This is a genomic window from Enterobacter cloacae complex sp. ESBL7, assembly GCF_041679625.1.
Taxonomy (GTDB): domain Bacteria; phylum Pseudomonadota; class Gammaproteobacteria; order Enterobacterales; family Enterobacteriaceae; genus Enterobacter; species Enterobacter asburiae_B.
The window spans coordinates 227,935-250,923 of the sequence record NZ_JBGORN010000002.1; the positions used below are offsets into that span (position 1 = coordinate 227,935).

General features: G+C 56.9%; 21 protein-coding genes and 1 tRNA gene. 16 read left to right on the top strand and 6 right to left on the bottom strand.

Going from position 1 to position 22,989, the window contains the following annotated elements:
• Positions 1-27: 27 nt before the first annotated feature.
• Positions 28-99 (bottom strand) — tRNA-Arg (locus tag ACERY3_RS11210).
• Between the two features lie 75 nt (positions 100-174).
• Positions 175-1,104: a formate/nitrite transporter family protein gene (locus ACERY3_RS11215; RefSeq protein WP_039263249.1), complete on the bottom strand. Its 930-nt coding sequence runs from the start codon at positions 1,102-1,104 to the stop codon at positions 175-177.
• A gap of 315 nt (positions 1,105-1,419) precedes the next feature.
• On the opposite strand from ACERY3_RS11215, the gene mlaA reads away from it, so the two are divergent.
• A complete protein-coding gene (mlaA, locus tag ACERY3_RS11220) occupies positions 1,420-2,172 on the top strand; it encodes a phospholipid-binding lipoprotein MlaA (protein WP_023312585.1) in 753 nt (250 codons plus the stop codon).
• A 44-nt stretch (positions 2,173-2,216) separates the two neighbouring features.
• Here mlaA and fadL read toward each other — a convergent pair whose 3' ends face one another.
• Positions 2,217-3,500 (bottom strand): long-chain fatty acid transporter FadL, encoded by a 1,284-nt coding sequence (gene fadL / locus ACERY3_RS11225; RefSeq protein WP_033146109.1) that lies wholly within the window; start codon positions 3,498-3,500, stop codon positions 2,217-2,219.
• Positions 3,501-3,872: 372 nt separating this feature from the next.
• Here fadL and ACERY3_RS11230 point away from each other — a divergent pair, with 372 nt between their 5' ends.
• The 4 genes from ACERY3_RS11230 to sixA all read left to right on the top strand — a co-directional run bounded on the left by ACERY3_RS11230 (position 3,873) and on the right by sixA (position 8,587).
• The gene (locus tag ACERY3_RS11230; protein WP_045888684.1) at positions 3,873-4,157 is read left to right on the top strand and encodes a YfcZ/YiiS family protein; all 285 of its coding nucleotides are present in this window, start codon (positions 3,873-3,875) and stop codon (positions 4,155-4,157) included.
• A gap of 277 nt (positions 4,158-4,434) precedes the next feature.
• The gene (gene fadI / locus ACERY3_RS11235) at positions 4,435-5,745 is read left to right on the top strand and encodes an acetyl-CoA C-acyltransferase FadI (RefSeq protein ID WP_087823068.1); all 1,311 of its coding nucleotides are present in this window, start codon (positions 4,435-4,437) and stop codon (positions 5,743-5,745) included.
• Positions 5,745-7,892 carry a fatty acid oxidation complex subunit alpha FadJ gene (gene fadJ, locus ACERY3_RS11240; protein WP_373225659.1) on the top strand — a complete coding sequence of 716 codons (2,148 nt, stop codon included), beginning with the start codon at positions 5,745-5,747 and terminating at the stop codon, positions 7,890-7,892. The genes fadI and fadJ overlap by 1 nt, the downstream gene beginning before the upstream one ends.
• 209 nt (positions 7,893-8,101) lie before the next feature.
• On the top strand, positions 8,102-8,587 hold the full coding sequence (gene sixA, locus ACERY3_RS11245; RefSeq protein WP_032659231.1) for a phosphohistidine phosphatase SixA: 486 nt from the start codon (positions 8,102-8,104) through the stop codon (positions 8,585-8,587).
• 46 nt (positions 8,588-8,633) lie between these two features.
• Here the strand turns inward: sixA and smrB are convergent, their stop codons facing one another.
• Entirely contained in the window at positions 8,634-9,185 is a 552-nt protein-coding gene (gene smrB, locus ACERY3_RS11250) for an endonuclease SmrB (protein WP_033146105.1), read from the bottom strand.
• A gap of 145 nt (positions 9,186-9,330) precedes the next feature.
• On the opposite strand from smrB, the gene prmB reads away from it, so the two are divergent.
• Genes prmB through ACERY3_RS11280 form a run of 6 tightly spaced genes read left to right on the top strand, consistent with a single transcriptional unit; the run spans position 9,331 to position 13,879 of the window.
• Positions 9,331-10,263, top strand: a complete 933-nt coding sequence (gene prmB / locus ACERY3_RS11255; RefSeq protein ID WP_087823066.1) for a 50S ribosomal protein L3 N(5)-glutamine methyltransferase — start codon at positions 9,331-9,333, stop codon at positions 10,261-10,263.
• 60 nt (positions 10,264-10,323) lie between these two features.
• Complete coding sequence (aroC, locus tag ACERY3_RS11260) at positions 10,324-11,409, top strand: chorismate synthase (RefSeq protein ID WP_045888688.1); 1,086 nt, start codon at positions 10,324-10,326, stop codon at positions 11,407-11,409.
• 2 nt (positions 11,410-11,411) lie between these two features.
• Positions 11,412-12,236, top strand: coding sequence for a penicillin-insensitive murein endopeptidase (mepA, locus tag ACERY3_RS11265; RefSeq protein ID WP_058841567.1), 825 nt, complete (start codon positions 11,412-11,414; stop codon positions 12,234-12,236).
• Entirely contained in the window at positions 12,236-13,045 is an 810-nt protein-coding gene (locus tag ACERY3_RS11270; protein WP_038417370.1) for a sulfite exporter TauE/SafE family protein, read from the top strand. Before mepA ends, ACERY3_RS11270 begins: the two co-directional genes overlap by 1 nt.
• The gene (locus ACERY3_RS11275; RefSeq protein ID WP_033146101.1) at positions 13,045-13,590 is read left to right on the top strand and encodes an elongation factor P hydroxylase; all 546 of its coding nucleotides are present in this window, start codon (positions 13,045-13,047) and stop codon (positions 13,588-13,590) included. Before ACERY3_RS11270 ends, ACERY3_RS11275 begins: the two co-directional genes overlap by 1 nt.
• Positions 13,591-13,603: 13 nt before the next feature.
• Positions 13,604-13,879 carry a YfcL family protein gene (locus tag ACERY3_RS11280; RefSeq protein ID WP_033146100.1) on the top strand — a complete coding sequence of 92 codons (276 nt, stop codon included), beginning with the start codon at positions 13,604-13,606 and terminating at the stop codon, positions 13,877-13,879.
• 97 nt (positions 13,880-13,976) lie between these two features.
• Here ACERY3_RS11280 and mnmC read toward each other — a convergent pair whose 3' ends face one another.
• The gene (mnmC, locus tag ACERY3_RS11285) at positions 13,977-15,974 is read right to left on the bottom strand and encodes a bifunctional tRNA (5-methylaminomethyl-2-thiouridine)(34)-methyltransferase MnmD/FAD-dependent 5-carboxymethylaminomethyl-2-thiouridine(34) oxidoreductase MnmC (protein WP_373225663.1); all 1,998 of its coding nucleotides are present in this window, start codon (positions 15,972-15,974) and stop codon (positions 13,977-13,979) included.
• Positions 15,975-16,132: 158 nt separating this feature from the next.
• Between mnmC and fabB the strand changes: the two genes are divergently transcribed.
• Positions 16,133-17,350 carry a beta-ketoacyl-ACP synthase I gene (fabB, locus tag ACERY3_RS11290; RefSeq protein WP_023336433.1) on the top strand — a complete coding sequence of 406 codons (1,218 nt, stop codon included), beginning with the start codon at positions 16,133-16,135 and terminating at the stop codon, positions 17,348-17,350.
• A gap of 208 nt (positions 17,351-17,558) precedes the next feature.
• On the top strand, positions 17,559-18,737 hold the full coding sequence (locus ACERY3_RS11295) for an MFS transporter (protein ID WP_058841565.1): 1,179 nt from the start codon (positions 17,559-17,561) through the stop codon (positions 18,735-18,737).
• An 84-nt stretch (positions 18,738-18,821) separates the two neighbouring features.
• Here the strand turns inward: ACERY3_RS11295 and flk are convergent, their stop codons facing one another.
• Positions 18,822-19,826 carry a flagella biosynthesis regulator Flk gene (flk, locus tag ACERY3_RS11300; RefSeq protein WP_023312569.1) on the bottom strand — a complete coding sequence of 335 codons (1,005 nt, stop codon included), beginning with the start codon at positions 19,824-19,826 and terminating at the stop codon, positions 18,822-18,824.
• Between the two features lie 113 nt (positions 19,827-19,939).
• Between flk and pdxB the strand changes: the two genes are divergently transcribed.
• The 3 genes from pdxB (at position 19,940) to truA (ending at position 22,969) form a co-directional block, all read left to right on the top strand.
• Positions 19,940-21,076, top strand: a complete 1,137-nt coding sequence (pdxB, locus tag ACERY3_RS11305) for a 4-phosphoerythronate dehydrogenase PdxB (protein WP_058841564.1) — start codon at positions 19,940-19,942, stop codon at positions 21,074-21,076.
• A 67-nt stretch (positions 21,077-21,143) separates the two neighbouring features.
• A complete protein-coding gene (locus tag ACERY3_RS11310) occupies positions 21,144-22,157 on the top strand; it encodes an aspartate-semialdehyde dehydrogenase (RefSeq protein WP_039263237.1) in 1,014 nt (337 codons plus the stop codon).
• Positions 22,157-22,969, top strand: coding sequence for a tRNA pseudouridine(38-40) synthase TruA (truA, locus tag ACERY3_RS11315; protein WP_023312566.1), 813 nt, complete (start codon positions 22,157-22,159; stop codon positions 22,967-22,969). The genes ACERY3_RS11310 and truA overlap by 1 nt, the downstream gene beginning before the upstream one ends.
• Positions 22,970-22,989: the final 20 nt, after the last annotated feature.

The following is a 22,989-nucleotide window of genomic DNA, read 5'->3' on the forward strand; positions in this document are numbered from 1 at the left end:
TGTGCTGGAAAAAGCGGGAGGGTAAAGTGTCCCCTGCAGGAATCGAACCTGCAACTAGCCCTTAGGAGGGGCTCGTTATATCCATTTAACTAAGGGGACGAGGCGGCACGAGTATAGCCTTATTTACACTTTGCGTTAAGCGCATCACCGCCTGACTGCTCAAAGAGTCACCATTCAGGTCGATTTTTTTGTCGATTTATCATCATTTTCCCGTGCCTTAAGCTCAGCTTTGCGTTTGTTCGACATGTCGTTACGAATTTGGGCATGGCTTAACAGCGCGAAGATAAACGTTCCGCCGCAAATGTTTCCCGCCAGCGTCGGAAGGGCAAACGGCCAGAAGAAATCGCTCCAGTGAAGCGTACCGTTAAAGACCAGATACAGGATTTCAACGGTACCGACCACAATATGCGTGGTGTCCGCCAGCGCAATCAGCCAGGTCATCAATATGATCACCACAATTTTGGCGCTTCCCGCTGAAGGAAACATCCAGACCATCGTGGCGATAATCCAGCCAGAGATGATGGCGTTTGAGAACATCTCGACCGGCGTGTTTTTCATTACGTCCATGCCGATTTTCACAAACGCATCCCGGGTGGGTTCATCAAAGATCGGCATATATTCAAACGCCCATGCCGCGATGCCCGTGCCGATGATATTACCCAGCAGAACCACGCTCCAGAGCCGCATCAATAAACCGAAATTACCGAGTGTGGGGTTTTGCATCACCGGCAGAACGGCGGTCACCGTGTTTTCGGTAAACAGCTGCTGGCGGGCCATGATGACAATAATAAAGCCGAAGGTATAGCCGAGGTTTTCCAGTAAAAATCCACCGGGTACGCCTTCCAGCTGCACATGAAATATCCCTTTTGCAAGCAGAGATGCGCCCATTGATAGCCCGGCAGCGATGGCTGACCAGAAGAGGGCCATCGCGTCGCGCTCCATCTCTTTTTCACCATCCTGGCGTATATGCTCGTGGATAGCCATTGCGCGGGAGGGGAGGCGATCTTCATCAATTTCTATCTTCTCGCCGCGCGCTTTCTCCTCGCTTTCAATTTCAAGCTCCTCTGTACTCTGGCCAATTTTTTCTTCGCCTACATCTTTCATATCTGCTCCCGGAGGTTGATCTTTCTGTTAAGCGTAGCGGCTTTTATCGGGATGCCTGTGGGGATGCTCTTAAATTGGCGGCAATGACAACAAAGGTGATACATCTCTTTCAAAGTCATTATAAAATTGCCAGCGAAACGAATTCCAAAAGCCAGGCTATGCTGAGATCAGAGTCACGGTGGTTACTGCCCGTAATTGTGCTCATAGACATCGGTAAACGTGCTGTTACAATCGCTTGCACGTTTACAGACGGAGCGTCAACGGCTCCGTTACGGATGGCAATCAACGATAGCCATACTGAACAGGGAGATATTTATGAAACTTCGGCTGTCGGCGCTTGCGCTTGGCGCGACGATGCTTGTGGGCTGCGCCAGCTCCGGTGAGCAAACGGGACGCTCCGATCCTCTCGAAGGATTTAACCGCTCAATGTATAGCTTCAACTACAACGTACTGGACCCGTATGTGGTTCGTCCGGTGGCAGTAGCATGGCGCGATTATGTTCCACAACCTGCGCGTAACGGGTTAAGTAACTTTACCAGCAACCTCGAAGAGCCTGCGGTAATGGTGAACTACTTCCTGCAGGGCGACCCGTATCAGGGGATGGTCCACTTTACCCGCTTCTTCCTGAACTCCATTCTGGGTATGGGTGGCTTTATTGATGTTGCAGGTATGGCTAACCAGAAACTGCAGCGTGAACAGCCGCACCGTTTCGGCAGCACGATGGGACACTATGGCGTCGGGTATGGTCCGTACGTGCATTTACCGTTCTACGGTAGCTTCACCCTCCGTGATGATGGCGGCGATATGGTGGATACGCTGTATCCGGTCCTGTCGTGGCTGACCTGGCCGCTGTCGGTGGGTAAATGGACGGTGGAAGGGATTGAAACACGCGCGCAACTGCTCGACTCTGATGGTCTGCTGCGCCAGTCTTCTGACCCGTACATTATGGTGCGTGAAGCGTACTTCCAGAATCATGACTTTATTGCCAACGGCGGCAAGCTGAAGCCGGAAGAGAATCCAAACGCGAAGGCGATCGAAAACGAACTAAAAGATATCGATTCGGAGTAAATAAAAAAGGTGAGCAATGCTCACCTTTTTTGATTCCAGCGCGATTAGAACGCGTAGTTGAAGTTCGTACCGAACAGCCAGGCTTTACCTTCAGAGGTAAACTCGTACGGACCTTCCTTGAACGTTACTTTCTGACCGTGCATATAAGATACGCCCGCATCGATGGATGCATTCTCGTTCAACGCATAGGTCGCACCAGCACTTAACCAGAAGCGGTCCTGATCCGGAATGGAAATGGAACGTTTGTCTGCCGGAACCGGGCTGTCGTCAAATGCGATACCGGAGCGGAAAGTCCAGTTCTTATCGTAGTAGTAGGTGGTACCCAACGCGATACGATAGGCGTCGTGGAAGCTTTCGTCCTTATAGAACAGCGTTTGACCATTGGTTCCGGTCGCTTTCAGCTCCTGGAATTGGCTCCAGCTGGTATAGGCCAGGCTATAGTGAATAGCCCACTGTGGTGCAACGCGGTTGTAACCGGAGACTTCCCACATTTCTGGCAAATGCAGTGACAGTGAACCCGGAACGGTCTGGTTGGACGTTCCCCAAGGAATAGTGGTGCCCGCACCTGGAACCAGATTGTTCACAGGCTTCAGTATGCCGCTCTTGTAATCGCCGTCGAAGTCAATTTTCACTTCGGAACGATAGGTCAGGCCCCAACGGTTGTTTTTGTCCAGCTCGTACAGGATACCGGCGTTCCAGCCATAGCCCCACTCATCACCTTCAAGACTGGCAATTTTATTGCTGTTTTTAGGCAGGCGAGCGGTCTGTTCTCCGGAATAACGTTCGATCTTGGCATCAGCATAGACGGCATCAAAGCCCAGGCCAAAACTCCAGTTATCGTTCAGGCGATACGCACCGCTCAGGTTGAGGTTCAGCGTAGTAAGGTCTGTTTTACCGCCGTATTCACCAGCCGGGTAGTTGTTATTGAACTCGGTAGCCAGACCGTAGTTAGACGTTACGGATGCACCCCAGCCAAACTGTTCGTTGATAGGCGCAACGAAGTGCAGGTTTGGGATCCATGCTGTTGGGGCAATATTGTCCGCTTTAAGGCTCGCACCCGTGTAAGGCGACTTACCAGAAACGTTGACATCAGGATCGATATAAACCGCACCGGCAGAGAAAGTCGGACGATCAAACATCATGATCAACGCGGGGTTACGACTCGCGTTACCCGCATCATCAGCGATAGCGCCTTCCCCGGAATACGCACGGCCAAGGCCAGAGGAAGAAAATTCGTTTAACTGAAAGCCCGCTGACCAGGCGGAAGTGGAGACGAGTGCCACTGCGACTGCCAGCGCAGTCTTGTTGAACAGGGTTTTCTGGCTCATGACCATAACCTCATTGAGTTATTTTTATTCAATAATTGTTACATACCGTAACAGGAGCGCGAAGTGTAGGGTCTGAGGTATGACAGACAAATCAGACCAGTGGCCAGAGTATAGGTCTGACCAGCCGGAATGTTGCAAGTTTGTTTATTAATATTTTCAAACATGTTTCGTGAAACGAGATCTGGTTGGCAAAATTGTGACCATCACGACTCACCCAAAAGGGTGGTTTTTGTTTTAGATCATTTTTTAGTGTGATATTGGTCACTTATCCGCTTTTGCGCCATTAACGGCTGGAGAGCGCCCGCTCCGGGGCGTAAAATATCAGCATCGTGTCTATCTCGCGCGCTGCGCGAATACAGAGGAAATTGAGCTATGAGTAAATGCAGTGCTGATGAAACCCCGGTTTGCTGCTGTATGGATGTTGGGACTATCATGGACAACACCGATTGCACCGCCTCTTACAGCCGTGTATTCACCAACCGTGCCGAAGCGGAAGAGACCCTGACCGCGCTGAGCAAGCGTGCGCGTGACGTTGAATCCGATCCGTGTGAAATCAAGTCTACCTTTACCGAAGTGGAAGGCGGCGTGAAGCTGGACATCGACTTTATCTTCGCCTGCGAAGCAGAAACGCTGATTTTCCAGCTGGGCCTGCGTTAATTTCTGTGGCCTGAAGCCTTCACCCCGACCCTCTCCCACGGGAGAGGGTGCAAACATTAAGAACGGTAACCTGTGGGTTACCGTTTTGCTTTTACCTTGCGCACCCGGCAACAAACCGCACAAATGCCTCTGCCATGCAGGGGCATTTTCTTTTTCTTCTCTGTGTTTTAGCTCGCACTTTTTCGTTTCCCCGATTGGCTGAATGTAAAAAAATGGTTAAGACTATTATCAGGTCAGACCACTTTATGTTTGCGAAAATTTTTTACAGGGGAGTGTTATGAGTCAGGCATTACCGCTTATTACCCGTCAGGGCGATCGCATTGCCATAGTCAGTGGATTACGCACGCCATTTGCGCGTCAGGCAACGGCGTTTCATGGCATACCGGCCGTCGACCTGGGGAAAATGGTAGTGGGGGAGATGCTGGCTCGCAGCGAAATTCCGCCTGAGGTCATCGAACAGCTGGTATTCGGTCAGGTCGTGCAGATGCCTGAAGCCCCCAATATTGCGCGTGAAATCGTCCTCGGTACCGGGATGAACGTGCATACCGATGCCTACAGCGTCAGCCGCGCCTGCGCTACCAGCTTCCAGGCTGTGGCTAACGTCGCTGAAAGCCTGATGGCGGGCACGATTCGCGCCGGGATTGCGGGTGGAGCGGACTCCTCTTCGGTGCTGCCAATTGGGGTCAGTAAAAAGCTGGCGCGCATCCTGGTGGATGCCAATAAAGCCCGCACGACGGGGCAGAAACTCAAACTCTTCTCGCGTTTACGCCTGCGCGACCTCATGCCTGTACCACCTGCCGTCGCGGAATACTCCACCGGCCTGCGCATGGGCGATACCGCCGAGCAGATGGCAAAAACGTACGGCATTACGCGTGAACAGCAGGATGCCCTGGCGCATCGCTCGCATCAGCTTGCGGCAAAAGCCTGGTCGGAAGGCAAGCTGGCCGACGAGGTCATGACCGCCTATATTCCCCCCTACCGTGAACCGCTTGCGGAAGATAACAATATTCGCGGCACCTCAACGCTGGCGGATTACGCCAAACTGCGCCCGGCGTTTGACCGCAAACACGGCACGGTGACGGCGGCGAACAGTACGCCGCTGACGGATGGCGCCGCCGCCGTGATCCTGATGACCGAATCCCGCGCGAAGGAGCTGGGCATCACTCCTCTGGGCTATCTACGCAGCTATGCCTTCACCGCCATTGATGTCTGGCAGGACATGCTGTTAGGTCCGGCGTGGTCCACGCCGCTGGCGCTGGAGCGCGCGGGGCTGACGCTGGCTGATTTAACCCTGATTGATATGCACGAAGCGTTTGCCGCGCAAACCCTGGCAAACGTACAGCTGCTGGCAAGCGAGCGTTTCGCGCGCGATGTGCTGGGCCGCGCCCATGCCACGGGCGAAGTGGATCAGAGTAAATTCAACGTGCTGGGCGGCTCTATCGCCTACGGTCATCCGTTTGCCGCCACAGGGGCGAGGATGATCACGCAAACATTACATGAACTCCGTCGCCGTGGCGGCGGGTTTGGCCTCGTTACCGCCTGTGCGGCGGGTGGCCTTGGCGCAGCAATGGTTCTGGAGGCTGAATAATGGATATGCCATCTGCATTTAATCTGAGGGTTCGCCTCGATAACGTGGCCGTTATCACTATTGATGTGCCTGATGAAAAGATGAATACCCTGAAGGCCGAATTTGGTGTTCAGGTGCGCGCGATGCTAAAGCAGATCCGCGACAACAAAGCGATTCGTGGTCTGGTGTTTATCTCTGCCAAGCCGGATAACTTTATCGCCGGCGCGGATATCAACATGATCGCCCGGGCGCAAAGCGCTCTGGAAGCCGAAGAGCTGGCGCGTCAGGGCCAGCAGGTGATGGCGGAGATCAACGGTCTGCCGATCCCGGTTATTGCCGCGATCCACGGTGCCTGTCTGGGCGGTGGGCTTGAGCTGGCGCTGGCCTGCCACAGCCGGATTTGCACCGACGATGCGAAAACGATTCTGGGCCTGCCGGAAGTGCAGCTGGGCCTGCTGCCTGGCTCCGGCGGAACGCAACGGCTGCCGCGCCTGGTGGGCGTCAGCACGGCGCTGGAGATGATCTTAACCGGTAAACAGCTGCGCGCCCGTCAGGCGCTGAAAGCCGGTCTGGTCGATGACGTCGTGCCGCAGTCCATTTTGCTGGAGGCCGCCGTTGAGCTTGCGCTGAAAGGGCGTCAGGCAAAACGTCCTCTGCCGGTACGTGAGCGCGTACTGGCCGGCCCGCTGGGAAGAACGCTCCTGTTCAACATGGTGGGCAAAAAGACCGAACAAAAAACCAAAGGCAATTACCCGGCGGCAAAGCGGATCCTCGAAGTGATCGAGACCGGGCTGTCGCAGGGAAGCAGCAGCGGCTATGCCGCGGAGGCCAAAGCCTTTGGCGAACTGGCGATGACGCCGCAGTCGCAGGCGCTGCGCAGCATCTTCTTCGCCAGCACGGACGTGAAAAAAGATCCGGGCAGCGAGGCGCAGCCCGCTCCGCTGCGTGCGATTGGCGTACTGGGTGGGGGGCTCATGGGTGGCGGAATCTCTTTTGTTACCGCCAGCAAAGGCAAATTGCCTGTACGAATCAAAGACATTAATCCTAAGGGGATCAATCACGCGCTACAGTACAGCTGGCAGAACCTTGATCAAAAGGTCAAGCGCCGCCATATCAAGGCAAGCGAGCGTGATAAAACCCTGGCGATGATATCCGGTACGACGGATTACAGTGGTTTTGCGCACCGCGATCTGGTGATTGAAGCCGTGTTTGAAGATCTGGCGCTTAAGCAGCAGATGGTGGCAGACGTTGAGCAACATTGCGCCCCGCATACCATTTTTGCCTCCAATACGTCGTCATTACCGATTGGCGATATCGCAGCGAAAGCCGCGCGCCCGGAGCAGGTGATTGGGCTGCATTTCTTTAGCCCGGTCGAAAAAATGCCGCTGGTGGAAGTTATTCCGCACGTGACTACCAGTCCGCAAACTGTTGCCACCGTGGTGAAGCTGGCGAAAAAACAGGGCAAAACCCCGATTGTGGTAGCGGACAAAGCTGGCTTCTACGTCAACCGCATTCTGGCTCCCTACATTAATGAAGCAATGCGGTTGCTGACGGAAGGGGAGAAGATTGAGCACGTCGACGAGGCGCTGGTAAAGTTTGGTTTCCCCGTTGGCCCAATCCAACTTTTGGATGAGGTAGGAATAGACACCGGCACTAAAATTATACCAGTGCTGGAAGCTGCATATGGCGATCGTTTTAGCCCACCTGCAAACATTGTTTCTGCGATTTTGAAGGACGATCGCAAAGGCAGAAAAAATGAACGCGGTTTCTATCTTTACGGCGCGAAAGGGCGTAAAAGCAGGAAACAGGTCGACCCTTCGGTATATGGACTCATTTCGACCACAGGTCAGGGAAAACTGTCCGCCGTTCAGTGCGCTGAGCGCTGCGTGATGATGATGCTCAATGAAGCGGCGCGCTGCTTTGATGAGCAGGTGATCAAGAGTGCACGCGATGGTGACATCGGCGCGGTATTTGGCATTGGTTTCCCGCCGTTCCTTGGCGGCCCGTTCCGTTACATGGATACGCTCGGCGCGGGTGAAGTGGTTGCTATCCTGCAACGTCTGGCTTCGCAATATGGTCCACGGTTTACACCGTGTGACGAATTATTGCAGATGGCGGAACGCGGCCAGACATTTTGGCCTGCAAGGGAAACTGTCCTCGTAAGCTGAGGTCAAAGAAGGGTAAATCCTGAAGTGAATGGACCTGTTCTGGCGATTTTGTAAACAGAGATTGACTATACTTACGCCATTGAGGTAAAAAACAGCGTTTCATTCACCGAATGGATCAGGCACAATGCCCGGCCATCGGGTTTTCTACCTCTTAGCATTTATCGCGGGTAGTTAACGCCGGTGATTCTGGTTAACAAAAGCGGTGCAATATGCAAGTTTTTATCATGCGTCACGGCGACGCGGCACTCGATGCCGCCAGTGACTCAGTACGTCCTTTGACCGTCTGTGGCTGCGACGAATCTCGTCTGATGGCGACCTGGCTTAACGGTCAAAAAGTGGACATCGAACGCGTTCTGGTGAGTCCGTTCCTGCGTGCAGAACAGACGCTGGATGTGGTAGGGGAGTGTATGAACCTGCCGACCAGTGTGGATGTTCTGCCTGAACTCACCCCGTGTGGCGATGTAGGCCTTGTCAGCGCTTATCTTCAGGCGCTGTGCAATGAAGGTGTCGCTTCCGCGCTGGTCATTTCCCACCTGCCACTGGTTGGCTATCTGGTATCTGAGCTGTGCCCGGGCGAGACCCCGCCGATGTTCACGACATCCGCCATTGCCAATGTTTCTCTCGACGAAACGGGCAAAGGTGTCTTCAACTGGCAAATGAGTCCGTGCAACCTGAAGATGGCAAAAGCTATCTGACGTGACGTGCGATATGGCGGGGCGCAATGTGCTTCCCGCCATTCTGTCAGGGCAACTCTGGCGGCTGCCACTCTTCCACTTCAATCAACACCAGCAACGCGGCATCTCCGCCGTATTCTTTCGGTGCCTGATGAAAAGCCATTACGTGTGGGTGCTGAGCCAGCCACAGCGGCGTTTGTTGCTTAAGGATATGTTTACCGTGGCCGTGCATCACGCAGGCGCAAAAAACATGTTCACGGCGACAGGCGGCGATCAACGCCCCCAGCTCCTGTTTCGCCTGCATCTGCGTTAAACCGTGCAGATCGAGAAACAGCTCCGGCGAATAATCTCCGCGGCGTAATTTTTTCAGCTCAAAATGGCTGACGTCTTCGCGTACGTACTTCACAGCCCCTTGCGTGTTGAGCAGCGGCTGAAATTCATCTGAAAAATAGTGGCTGTTATCGGCCTGCTCCTGCAGAAGACGCTTGACCGGTACTTCGCTGATTTTTTTACGCAGCGGGCGATGGACGATGGTGTCCTGCGTGATTTTACGCGTCCCGGTCATCAGCTGACGGAAGAGCGCCTGATCCTCCTCGCTGAGCGATGTTTTCTTTTTCATTCGTCATTCTCATCTCGTATTTCCGACAGTGTACCCGACTAAACGCATTTTTTAACCTCAAGCGCGACGCGTCATTGCTGATTTATCGCCGTCTTCATGGCAAACTAGCCGCCGAAAATTATGCGAGCATGCCCTGGAGGAAAGAGTGGATAAAATATTTGTCGATGAAGCAGTAAACGAGCTGCATACCATACAGGACATGTTGCGCTGGTCGGTTAGCCGCTTCAGCGCCGCCAATATCTGGTACGGTCACGGTACCGATAACCCGTGGGATGAAGCCGTGCAGCTGGTGCTGCCGTCTCTCTACCTGCCGCTGGATATTCCGGAAGACATGCGCACCGCGCGCCTGACTTCCAGCGAAAAACACCGCATCGTTGAGCGCGTGATCCGCCGCGTGAACGAGCGCATTCCGGTCGCCTACCTGACCAACAAAGCCTGGTTCTGCGGCCACGAGTTCTATGTCGATGAACGCGTGCTGGTGCCGCGCTCGCCGATTGGCGAGCTGATCAACAACCACTTTGAAGGTCTGATTGGCCATCAGCCGCAGCACATTCTGGATATGTGTACCGGCAGCGGCTGCATCGCGATTGCCTGCGCGTACGCCTTCCCGGAAGCGGAAGTGGACGCGGTAGATATCTCCACCGACGCGCTGGCCGTGACCGAGCACAACATCGAAGAGCATGGGCTCATCCATCACGTTACGCCAATTCGCTCTGACCTGTTCCGCGATCTGCCGACGCTGCAGTACGATCTGATCGTCACAAACCCGCCGTACGTCGATGCGGAAGACATGTCCGATCTGCCGAACGAATACCGTCACGAGCCGGAGCTGGGTCTGGCGTCAGGCTCTGACGGCCTGAAGCTGACCCGCCGCATTCTGGCCTGCGCGCCGGATTACCTGACCGACGACGGCGTTCTGATTTGTGAAGTGGGCAACAGCATGGTACATCTGATAGAGCAGTACCCGGATGTGCCGTTCACCTGGCTTGAGTTCGACAACGGCGGTGACGGCGTCTTTATGCTGACTAAAGCGCAGCTGCTCGGCGCGCGCGAACACTTCAGCATCTATAAAGATTAATCCAACGGGCTTCGGCCCGTTTCACAACGCTCAAACACAAACTACAACATCGGAGCCGTGATGGCAGGAAACAGTATTGGACAGGTATTCCGCGTGACCACCTTTGGCGAGTCGCACGGGCTGGCGCTGGGCTGTATCGTTGATGGCGTACCGCCAGGCATCGAACTGACCGAAGCCGATTTACAGCACGACCTCGACCGTCGTCGCCCGGGCACCTCTCGCTACACCACGCAGCGTCGCGAGCCGGACCAGGTCAAAATTCTCTCCGGCGTCTTTGAAGGGCGCACTACCGGGACCAGCATTGGCCTGCTGATCGAAAACACCGATCAGCGCTCCCAGGACTACGGCGCCATCAAAGACGTCTTCCGTCCGGGCCACGCCGACTACACCTACGAACAAAAGTACGGCTTCCGCGACTATCGCGGCGGCGGACGTTCTTCCGCGCGTGAAACCGCGATGCGCGTGGCGGCAGGGGCGATTGCTAAGAAATACCTGCAGCAGAAATTTGGCATCGTTATCCGCGGCTGTCTGACCCAGATGGGCGACATTCCGCTGGCGATCAAAGACTGGGATCAGGTTGAACAAAACCCGTTCTTCTGCGCCGATGCCGACAAGCTTGAGGCGCTGGACGAACTGATGCGTGGCCTGAAAAAAGAGGGCGACTCCATTGGCGCGAAAGTGACCGTGGTAGCTGACGGCGTCCCGGCTGGCTGGGGCGAGCCGGTATTCGACCGTCTCGACGCCGACATTGCCCACGCGCTGATGAGCATCAACGCGGTGAAGGGCGTAGAGATTGGCGACGGCTTTGACGTGGTTCAGCTTCGCGGCAGCCAAAACCGCGATGAGATTACGAAAGCGGGCTTCCAGAGCAACCATGCGGGCGGCATCCTGGGCGGTATCAGCAGCGGGCAGCAGATTGTTGCCAACATCGCGCTGAAGCCAACTTCCAGCATCACCGTGCCGGGCCACACGATTAACCGCGATGGCGAAGAAGTTGAGATGATCACCAAAGGACGTCACGATCCGTGCGTGGGGATCCGCGCGGTGCCGATCGCAGAAGCGATGCTGGCGATCGTGCTGATGGATCACTTCCTGCGCCAGCGCGCGCAGAATGCGGATGTGACGACCACCATTCCACGCTGGTAAACATGAAAAAAACCGCAATTGCTCTGCTGGCGCTGCTCGCCAGTGGAGCCAGTCTGGCCGCGACGCCATGGCAAAAAATCACTCATCCGGTGGCGGGGAGCGCGCAGTCCATTGGCGCCTTTTCCAACGGCTGTATCGTCGGTGCCCAGGAGCTTCCTCTCCAGTCTGATACCTATCAGGTGATGCGCACCGATCAGCGGCGTTATTTCGGCCACCCGGACCTGGTGCTGTTCATCCAGCGTCTGGGAAACCAGGTGCATAACCTTGGGCTGGGCACGATGCTGATTGGCGATATGGGGATGCCTGCCGGCGGTCGCTTTAACGGTGGACACGCCAGCCACCAGACCGGACTGGATGTCGATATCTTCCTGCAGCTGCCGAAAACGCGCTGGACCTCCGCCCAACTGCTGAAACCGCAGGCGCTGGACCTGGTGGCGAGCGACGGTAAGCGCGTTGTGCCGTCCCTGTGGACGCGGGATGTATCCAGCATGATCAAGCTGGCGGCAGAAGATAACGACGTCACGCGGATTTTCGTTAACCCGGCCATCAAGCAGCAGCTCTGCCTGGATGCAGGAACCGATCGCGACTGGCTGCGCAAAGTGCGCCCGTGGTTCCAGCATCGTGCGCACATGCACGTTCGTCTGCGCTGCCCGGCGAATAGCCTGGAATGTGAAGATCAGCCGCTACCACCGCCAGGCGATGGCTGCGGTGCGGAACTGCAAAGCTGGTTTGAGCCGTCAAAACCTGGAACCTCTAAGCCTGAGAAGAAGACACCGCCTCCGTTGCCGCCTTCCTGCCAGGCGCTACTGGATGAGCATGTACTTTAATGGATAATTTCGTCGATCTGTTTATGGTGTCGCCGCTGCTGCTGGTGGTGCTGTTCTTTGTGGCCATGCTGGCCGGTTTTATCGACGCGCTCGCGGGCGGCGGCGGGTTGTTAACCGTGCCCGCGCTGCTGGCGGCGGGCATGAGCCCGGCGCAGGCGCTTGCCACCAACAAGCTGCAGGCCTGCGGCGGTTCGCTCTCGGCGTCGCTCTATTTTATCCGCCGCAAGGTGGTGAGCCTTGCCGATCAGAAGCTCAATATCCTGATGACCTTTATCGGCTCCACGTCGGGCGCGCTGCTGGTTCAGCACGTGCAGTCCGATATTTTGCGCCAGATCCTGCCGATTCTGGTCATCTGCATCGGGCTTTACTTCTTGCTGATGCCAAAGCTCGGTGAAGAAGACCGCCAGCGTCGCCTGTACGGCCTGCCGTTTGCCCTGATTGCCGGGGGCAGCGTGGGTTTTTACGACGGTTTCTTCGGGCCGGGGGCGGGTTCATTTTATGCGCTGGCGTTCGTGACGCTGGCCGGGTTTAACCTCGCCAAATCCACCGCCCATGCCAAAGTGCTCAACGCGACCTCAAACGTCGGCGGCCTGCTGCTGTTTATCATCGGCGGCAAGGTTATCTGGGCAACCGGATTTGTGATGATGGCAGGGCAGTTCCTGGGCGCGCGCGCGGGCTCGCGTCTGGTATTAAGCAAAGGACAAAAACTTATTCGCCCGATGATCGTCATCGTCTCGGCCGTAATGAGCGCCAAACTTCTTTATGACAGCCATGGACAGGAGATCCTCACCTGGTTGGGGATGCACTAATGAACAGTACTCATAAATACGAACAGCTGATTGAGATTTTCGACGGCTGTTTTGCCGACGATTTTAATACCCGTCTGATTAAAGGCGACGACGAACCGATCTATCTTCCTGCTGATGCGGAGGTTCCGTATAACCGCATCGTCTTTGCCCACGGCTTTTATGCCAGCGGCTTGCACGAGATTTCGCACTGGTGCATTGCGGGGAAAGCGCGGCGCGAGCTGGTGGACTTCGGTTACTGGTACTGCCCGGACGGACGTGATGCCGCCACTCAGGGCCAGTTTGAAGATGTGGAAGTGAAGCCGCAGGCACTGGAATGGCTATTCTGCGTCGCGGCGGGTTTCCCGTTCAACGTCAGCTGTGACAACCTCGAAGGCGACTTCGAGCCAGACCGTATCGTCTTCCAGCGCCGCGTTCACGCGCAGGTGATGGAATATCTTGAGAAAGGCATCCCGGAACGTCCGGCACGCCTGATCGAGGCCTTACAGAATTATTACCACACGCCGGTTATCACGGCGGAATGCTTCCCTTGGCCGGAAGATCTTTAACAGAGGAAAGAAGATGATCGCAGAATTTGAATCACGCATTCTGGCGTTAATTGATGACATGGTGGAACACGCCAGTGATGATGAGCTGTTCGCCAGCGGTTATCTGCGTGGTCACCTGACGCTCGCGGTAGCCGAGCTGGAAGCGGGGGACGATCACTCTGCCGACGCCGTTCACGCTGAAGTCACTCGCAGCCTGGAAAAAGCCATTCTGGCCGGGGAGCTCTCGCCGCGCGACCAGTCGCTGGTGCTGGGCATGTGGGACACTTTGTTCCAGCAGGCTAAACGCTAAGTCATCGTATTTCACCCGGTGGCGCTGCGCTTACCGGGCCTGTGAATATCCCCTCTCCCTGTGGGAGAGGGTTAGGGTGAGGGCACCAGACCGCACCTTACTTAACCTTCTTCCCCTTCAGCAGTTTCCGTACCCACAAGCGATTCGGATTCAGCCCTGCAAGCGTAACCCTGTCCAGCGGCATCGGCTCGCCGCTCATTTGTGCGGCTAACACTTCTGCCAGTAGCGGTGCGGAACAGAGCCCGCGAGATCCTAATCCACCCAGTATAAACAGCTCCGGATAAACCGGCGCGCTTACCGCGTTATCCCGGTTATCAGCAAGATCCTGATAGGCCTCAAGCGTCGCATCGTAGTCCGGCACATTTCCCGCCATCGGCAAATGGTCGCGAGTGGCGCAGCGCACGCCGCAGCGCGCGTCACCCTCGCTGACGTCAACCTCTCTCGCCCACGCCGCATCCGGGAAACAGTCAATCAGGCGCTGGCGGTTCTGGGCCTGATCCGCTTCGCTGTAGCGCATATCCGCTTCGCCACGATGGTAGCTGGCCCCGATGCAGTGGTGGCCGTTAGACGGATTTTGCGGCGTCAGATAGCCGTCATAGCACAGCACCTGACGCAGTTTGCTCAGTTCGGGCGCGGAAGGAATATGGCTTACCTGGCCGCCGACCGGATAAACCGGCAATGATTCTGTCTGGATAAACTGGCTGATGTGATGCCCGTTTGCCAGCACAACGCTGGCATGACTCGCCTCTTTGCCATCGGCAAAACGCAGATTCCAGCGTTCTGTCCGGCTCAACGATTCAACCTTGTGAGCATAATGCGCCGTCAGCCCGCGCGACTGCACCAGGGCAATGACCGCCGCGGTCAGTTCAGCCGGGCACAGCCAGCCGCCGAGTGGATACTGAATGCCCCCACACCCGGTTTCCACGCCAGCGGTCTCTGCCACCTCTTGCGCACTTACCGCACGGGCAATCTCGTCAGGCAGACCCAGCGACAGCATCTGCGTGATTTTTTGCTGGCTCTTTTCATCCCAGCCGAGCTGCGTCACGCCGCACCAGTCATGGTCAAACGCCACCGGCAGGATATCGTACAGGCGACGAGCGAAGGTAAATGCCGCCGGGAAAAACCGGAACAGGGCCGGGTCGTGCGCGCTTAAAAGCGGATAGAGCGCCCCCTGACGGTTGCCGGACGCGCCGCTTGCTGGCGCATCGTCAGCGCAGTAGAGCGTGACCTGCCAGCCGCGGTGGAGAAGCGCGAGAGACAGCAGAGCGCTGGCGATCCCCCCCCCGACTATCGCCACTTCACGGGATGCGCTGGCGCCGCGTGCAAACCAGGGGGCACTTGCGGGGATATCCAGCGTCTGCTCCATTCTGCCGACCAGCATGTCGCGCTTGCGACCAAAACCTTTGGTTTTCTGCATGGTAAAGCCCGCCTCCTGCAGCCCGCGGCGGACAAAGCCTGCCGAGGTGAAGGTGGCAAGCGTTGCGCCCGGGCGCGCCAGCCGCGCCATCGCGCTAAACAGATGCTGGCTCCACATGTCCGGGTTTTTGGCGGGGGCAAAGCCGTCAAGGAACCACGCGTCCACCGTCTGATTCATCGAGTCATCGAGCGTATCGGTCAGGTCAATGATGTCGCCAAGCCATAAATCCAGCGTCACGCGTCCGCCTTCCAGAATCAGACGGTGGCAGCCGCCGATGTGGGGTGGCCACTGCGCCTGAAGCTGCTCCGCCCAGGCTGCAAGCTCTGGCCAGCGCTGATGAGCGAGCCGCAGATCGTGCGCGGTGAGCGGGAATTTTTCGAAACTGATGAAATGTAATCTTTGTAGCGTAGCCTCAGGGTGGGCAGCGTGAAACTGGTCAAACGCCTGCCAAAGGGTCAGAAAATTGAGCCCGGTACCGAATCCGCTTTCCGCGACCACAAACAGGCTCCGCGGATGCTCCGGGAAGCGGGTGCTGAGCTGGTTTCCGTCGAGGAAAACATAGCGAGTTTCTTCGAGTCCGTTATCATTAGAAAAATAGACGTCATCAAAATCTCGGGAAACAGGTGTACCCTCAGCGTTGAATTCGAGGTTGGCGGGTTGTATAGCGTTTTGTTTCACGTAAGTTACTCGTCTGACAGGCAGTGGCACGATCTTAACGATGTGAGTCCATCGGTGCAAATTTCCGCAGAAAATGTCTGATCGGACTTGTTCGGCGTACAAGTGTACGCTATTGTGCGACTCGAAACTTACTATAGTGCGACTTACAGAGGTATTGAATGAAACGTGCAGTGATTACTGGCCTGGGCATTGTTTCCAGCATCGGTAATAACCAGCAGGAAGTCCTGGCATCTCTGCGTGAAGGACGCTCCGGGATCACTTTCTCTGAAGAGTTTAAAGATTCAGGTATGCGTAGCCACGTATGGGGTAACGTCAAACTGGACACCACCGGTTTGATTGACCGCAAAGTGGTTCGTTTCATGAACGATGCCTCTATTTATGCTTATCTCTCCATGCAGGAAGCGATCAAGGATTCCGGCCTGAGCGAAGAGGTTTATCAGAACAACCCGCGCGTGGGTCTGATCGCCGGTTCTGGCGGCTCATCAAAAGCGCAGGTATTCGGCGCTGACGCAATGCGTAGCCCGCGTGGTCTGAAAGCAGTAGGTCCGTACGTGGTCACCAAAGCCATGGGTTCTGCGGTTTCCGCGTGCCTGGCGACCCCATTCAAAATCCACGGTGTGAACTACTCCATCAGCTCCGCGTGTGCGACTTCCGCACACTGCATCGGTAATGCTGTTGAGCAGATCCAACTGGGTAAACAGGACATCGTATTTGCTGGCGGCGGCGAAGAGCTGGGCTGGGAAATGGCCTGTGAATTCGACGCGATGGGCGCACTGTCCACCAAGTACAATGAAACCCCGGATAAAGCCTCCCGTACCTATGATGCACACCGTGACGGTTTCGTTATCGCGGGCGGCGGCGGTATGGTTGTGGTTGAAGAGCTGGAGCATGCCCTGGCACGTGGCGCGCACATCTACGCTGAAATCGTGGGCTACGGTGCAACGTCTGACGGCGCCGACATGGTTGCGCCATCCGGCGAAGGCGCGGTGCGCTGCATGAAGATGGCGATGCACGGCGTTGACACCCCAATCGACTACCTGAACTCCCACGGTACCTCTACTCCGGTAGGCGACGTGAAAGAGCTGGGTGCGATCCGTGAAGTCTTCGGCGACAACAGCCCGGCAATCTCCGCGACCAAAGCCATGACCGGTCACTCTCTGGGGGCGGCTGGCGTGCAGGAAGCGATCTACTCTCTGCTGATGCTGGAAAACGGCTTTATCGCGCCAAGCATCAACATCGATGAGATGGACGAGCAGGCTGCTGGCCTGAACATCGTGACCAAACCAACGGAAGCGACGCTGACCACCGTCATGTCAAACAGCTTCGGCTTCGGTGGCACCAACGCCACGCTGGTTATGCGTAAGCTGAAAGCATAAGTTTTACGTTTGATTCCGGAAGGGAGCCATAAGGCTCCCTTTTTTTATGCATTGACAAGCGGCTGATCTCACAGGCAAACTTCACCCCTCAACATTATCCTCACGATAATGCGTAAGCGTTTAACGTCAACCAACGCACCTTAATCCTGATAATCAGGTAGAGGGGGCGTGGCATTTCCTCGCCTTACTCTTCATTTCGGAGTAAAGCATGACTGCAGTAACTCAAACAGAAACAACCCCTTCAGCGAACGTCTCGCTGTTCCGTATCGCTTTCGCGGTATTTCTGACCTATATGACCGTCGGCCTGCCGCTGCCGGTGATCCCGCTGTTCGTTCATCAGGAGCTGGGCTATGGCAACACCATGGTCGGCATTGCCGTGGGCATTCAGTTTTTAGCCACGGTATTGACCCGCGGTTACGCCGGACGGCTGGCGGATCAGCACGGTGCAAAACGCTCGGCGCTACAGGGGATGTTTGCCTGTGGGCTGGCGGGCGGCGCATGGCTGCTGGCTTCTCTCCTGCCGGTAGACGCCGCGTATAAGTTTGCGCTGCTGGTGCTGGGCCGCTTAATCCTGGGCTTTGGTGAAAGCCAGCTGCTGACCGGCACCCTGACCTGGGGAATGGGTCTGGTGGGGCCGGCACGCTCCGGCAAGGTGATGTCCTGGAACGGTATGGCCATCTATGGCGCGCTGGCCGCAGGCGCACCGCTTGGGCTGCTGATCAATAGCCAGTTTGGATTTGCGGCGCTGGCTGCCACCACGATGGCTTTACCCCTGCTGGCGTGGGCGTTTAACGGCTCGGTGCGTAAAGTGCCCGCGCACAAAGGCGAGCGTCCTTCCCTGTGGAGCGTGGTTGGCCAGATCTGGCAGCCGGGTCTTGGCCTGGCGCTGCAGGGCGTGGGTTTTGCGGTGATTGGTACCTTCGTCTCGCTCTATTTTATGAGCCGCGGCTGGGCGATGGCCGGTTTTACGCTCACCGCGTTTGGCGGCGCGTTTGTGCTGATGCGCGTGCTTTTCGGCTGGATGCCGGATCGCTTTGGCGGCGTGAAGGTGGCGGTGGCGTCGCTGGTGATTGAAACCATCGGTCTGCTGCTGCTGTGGAATGCACCCGTGGCCTCCGTTGCGCTGCTTGGTGCGGCGCTGACTGGGTGCGGCTGTTCACTGATCTTCCCGGCCCTGGGCGTTGAAGTGGTGAAGCGCGTGGCCCCACAGGTGCGCGGTACGGCGCTGGGCGGCTATGCGGCCTTTCAGGATATCTCATACGGGGTAACCGGGCCGCTGGCCGGGGTGTTAGCCACCTCGTTCGGTTATCCGTCCGTCTTTCTGGCCGGTGCGGTTTCTGCGGTGGTTGGGATCGTGGTGACGCTGGTGGCGTTTCGCAGATCGTAGTTTTTGCCCGGTGGCGCTTCGCTTACCGGGCCTACAATCGCACTAGCCGTAGGCCGGGTAAGGTGAAGCCGCCACCCGGCAGTGTTAAGCAACCAGCCAGAAAATCGCCAGCGCAATCAGTAGCGCAATAAACATTAATCCCGGACGCGCAGAGAGCGTTCTGAACGTCTCCACGACTGGCGCAAACAGCGGGCTGTAGATTGGCTGAATATTTCTCACCTCCGGCACGCCGCCCTCGCGCTCGGCGCGGCGAACGAAGATTTGATTGAGCAGATCCTGCACCTGCGCGGTGGTCAGAACCGTTTGCGGCGTGGCCTGCCAGTTTTGCTGGGCGTAATCCCGGATGACTTCAAACTCGTGCGGCTCAAGCGGCTGCTTCAGTGCCGCCTGGACGGTATGCAGGGTAGGGGTATTCTGGGTGCTGAGCGTCTGGCGCGCCTGGAGCCAGGTCACCAGATGCGTAAACTGTTTGGCCGGGATCAGCTCACCCGCCTTCACGCCGGACAGCTCCAGCATGGATTGCCAGATAAGCTTCGTCGGTTCGCCGGTGGCCGCAGCCAGCTTCGTCACCATCTGCTTGAGCGTGTTGTGCTCGGCAGGCAGCAGCGGACGCTCGGTCGCCGGGCGCACCTGAGGCTGCGGGATAGACAGCTCGTTGTTCTGCAGCAGGGTCAGCACGGTTTTGAGCTGGTCGGGCGTCAGCTGGCCCAGCGCGGTCTGACCATACTGCTGGCGAATAAAATCGCTCACCGCCTGGCGGTTATTGCCCTGGCCCAGCAGCTCGGTCAGCTGAGCGACAATCTGGCGCGTGGTGTGGTTCTGCTGCGCGGTATTAATACGCTGGTTCAGGTTTTGCTCGGCCGCAGGAAAATGGCGCGACTGCAGCGGTGCGTCGTTCCTCACGCCTAAATCATGCTTTACCCCTGCCCAGACTTCCGCGTTTTGCTGTGAAGTCAGCGCAATCAGGCGCGTGATCAGTCGCTCCAGCACGGTGCGCTGTTGCGTGGATAGCGGTTGTTCACCGGCAACGTTTGGCGTGACGGGGCCTTCACCCGGAGGGCGTGGCGGCGTACCTGAAATGGGCTGCATCGTCAAAAATCCTTAAAGTCAAAACTCAGCGTAAACCAGGCATACATATATGCCTGGCGGCGAGATTATGGCACACTTGGCAGGTTTTCTTCCTCTCAAACAGGTACTCAGACGTGAAAATCCTCGTTGATGAAAATATGCCTTACGCCCGTGAGCTGTTTAGCCGCCTGGGTAACGTTAAGGCTGTCCCTGGTCGCCCGATCCCGGTCAACGAACTGGATGACGCAGACGCGCTGATGGTGCGCTCGGTGACTAAAGTAAATGAGGCGTTGCTTGCCGGTAAAGCGATTAAGTTTGTCGGAACCGCAACGGCAGGGACCGATCATGTGGATGATAAATGGCTGAAGCAGGCCGGAATCGGTTTTTCCGCCGCGCCGGGCTGTAACGCCATTGCCGTTGTGGAATACGTTTTCTCCTCCCTGCTGATGCTGGCCGAGCGCGACGGGTTTGCGCTGAAGGACCGCACCGTGGGGATTGTCGGCGTGGGTAACGTCGGCGGGCGCCTGCAAAAGCGCCTTGAAGCGTTAGGGATCCGCACGCTGCTGTGCGATCCACCGCGTAAAGATAACGGCGATGACGGGGATTTCCGCTCGCTGGATGAGCTGGTTGAACAGTGTGACGTGCTGACGTTCCACACGCCGCTGTTTAAAGAGGGGCCGTATAAGTCGCTGCATCTTGCTGACGAGGCGCTGATCCGTCGTCTGAAGGCTGGCACTATTCTGATAAATGCCTGCCGTGGTCCGGTGGTAGATAACGCCGCGCTGCTGACATGCCTGAACGAAGGACAAGACCTCAGTGTAGTGCTGGACGTCTGGGAGCCGGAGCCGGATCTCGACGTTGAGCTGCTTAACAAGGTAGACGTGGGCACGGCGCATATCGCCGGTTATACCCTCGAGGGGAAAGCGCGCGGCACGACGCAGGTCTTCGAAGCCTACAGCGCTTTTATCGGCCATCCGCAGCAGGTGGCGCTGGATACCTTACTCCCCGCGCCTGAATTTGGCCGCATTACCCTGCACGGTCCGCTCGATCAGGCAACGCTGAAAAGGCTGGTGCATTTGGTGTATGATGTGCGCCGCGATGATGCGCTGCTGCGTAAAGTGGCGGGGATCCCGGGTGAGTTTGATAAGCTGCGCAAGAACTACGTTGAGCGCCGCGAGTGGTCTTCCCTGTATGTAATATGCGACGACGCTCCGTCGGCGACGCTGCTGCATAAGCTGGGATTTAACGCCGTTCATCACCCGGCGCATTAATGTCTTCTTAATGCTCCCTGTCGGATACTCCGACAGGGACGCTTTTTTATTTCTGGAGTAAACCACCATGTCTGAAGGCTGGAACATTGCCATTTTAGGTGCCACGGGTGCCGTGGGCGAAGCCCTGCTCGAAACCCTTGCTGAGCGTCAGTTCCCGGTGGGCGATATCTATGCGCTGGCCCGTACCGACAGCGCAGGTGAGCATCTGCGTTTTAACGGTAAATCCGTCATGGTCCAGGACGCGGCCGCGTTCGACTGGACGCAGGCGCAGCTGGCGTTTTTCGCCGCGGGGGCTGAAGCGACGGCTGCGTACGTTGAAGAGGCGACCAACGCTGGCTGCCTGGTGATTGACCTGAGCGGTCTGTTCTCAATGGAGCCGGATGTGCCGCTGGTGGTGCCGGACGTGAACCCGTTTGTGCTGGCTGACTACCGCAACCGTAACGTCATTGCGGTTCCGAACAGCCTCACCAGCCAGCTGCTGACCGCGCTGAAACCGCTGATCGACGACGGCGGCCTGTCGCGTATTACCGTCACCAGCCTGCTGTCCGCGTCTGCGAACGGCAAAAAGGCCGTTGACGCCCTGGCCGGGCAGAGCGCGAAGCTGCTGAACGGTATCCCGATTGACGAAGATGATTTCTTTGGCCGCCAGCTGGCGTTCAACATGCTGCCGCTGCTGCCGGACCGCGAGGGCTCCGTGCGCGAAGAGCGTCGTATCGTCGATGAAGTGCGTAAAATTCTGCAGGACGATGGCCTGATGATTTCCGCGAACGTCGTGCAGTCTCCAGTCTTCTACGGCCACGCGCAGATGGTTGGCTTTGAAGCCCTGCGTCCGCTGGCGGCAGAAGAGGCGCGCGACGCGTTTGGCCGCGGTGAAGACATCGTGCTCTCCGAAGAGAGCGAGTTCCCGACCCAGGTTGGCGATGCCACCGGCAGCGCGCATCTTTCCGTTGGCTGCGTGCGTAACGATTACGGCATGCCGGAACAGGTTCAGTTCTGGTCCGTTGCCGATAATGTTCGCTTCGGCGGCGCGCTGATGGCGGTCAAAATCGCTGAAAAACTGGTGCAGGAGTACCTGTACTGATGTCAGACGTGGAACAAAAGCCGGTCCATAGAATTGCCCTCGGAATTGAGTACGACGGCAGTAAATATTATGGCTGGCAGCGTCAGAACGAGGTGCGCAGCGTCCAGGAGAAGCTGGAGAAAGCGCTCTCTCAGGTGGCAAACGAGCCGATTAACGTCCTGTGCGCGGGACGTACGGACGCGGGAGTTCACGGCACGGGACAGGTGGTGCACTTTGAAACCACCGCCGTGCGTAAGGATGCCGCCTGGACGCTGGGTGTAAATGCGAATTTGCCTGGTGACATTGCGGTGCGTTGGGTAAAAGCTGTGCCGGATGATTTTCACGCGCGCTTCAGCGCCACGGCGCGTCGCTACCGTTATGTCATCTACAACCAGCGCCTGCGTCCGGCGGTGTTAAGCCAGGGCGTCACGCATTTTTATGAACCGCTTGATGCAGAACGTATGCATCGCGCGGCGCAGTGTCTGATTGGTGAAAATGACTTTACGTCGTTTCGTGCGGTGCAGTGTCAGTCCCGCACGCCGTGGCGCAACGTCATGCACATAAACGTCAGCCGTTTTGGCGCATATGTGGTGGTGGATATCAAAGCCAATGCCTTTGTACATCATATGGTTCGGAATATTGTAGGCAGCCTGATGGAAGTGGGTGCCGGACACCAGCCGGAGAGCTGGATTGCAGACCTGCTGGCAGCGAAGGACAGAACGCTTGCGGCAGCCACGGCGAAAGCGGAAGGATTGTATCTGGTCTCAGTAGACTATCCGGATCGATTTGACCTGCCGAAACCGCCAATGGGCCCGCTGTTTTTAGCGGACTAAACAAAGGTGCAATTAGGGCT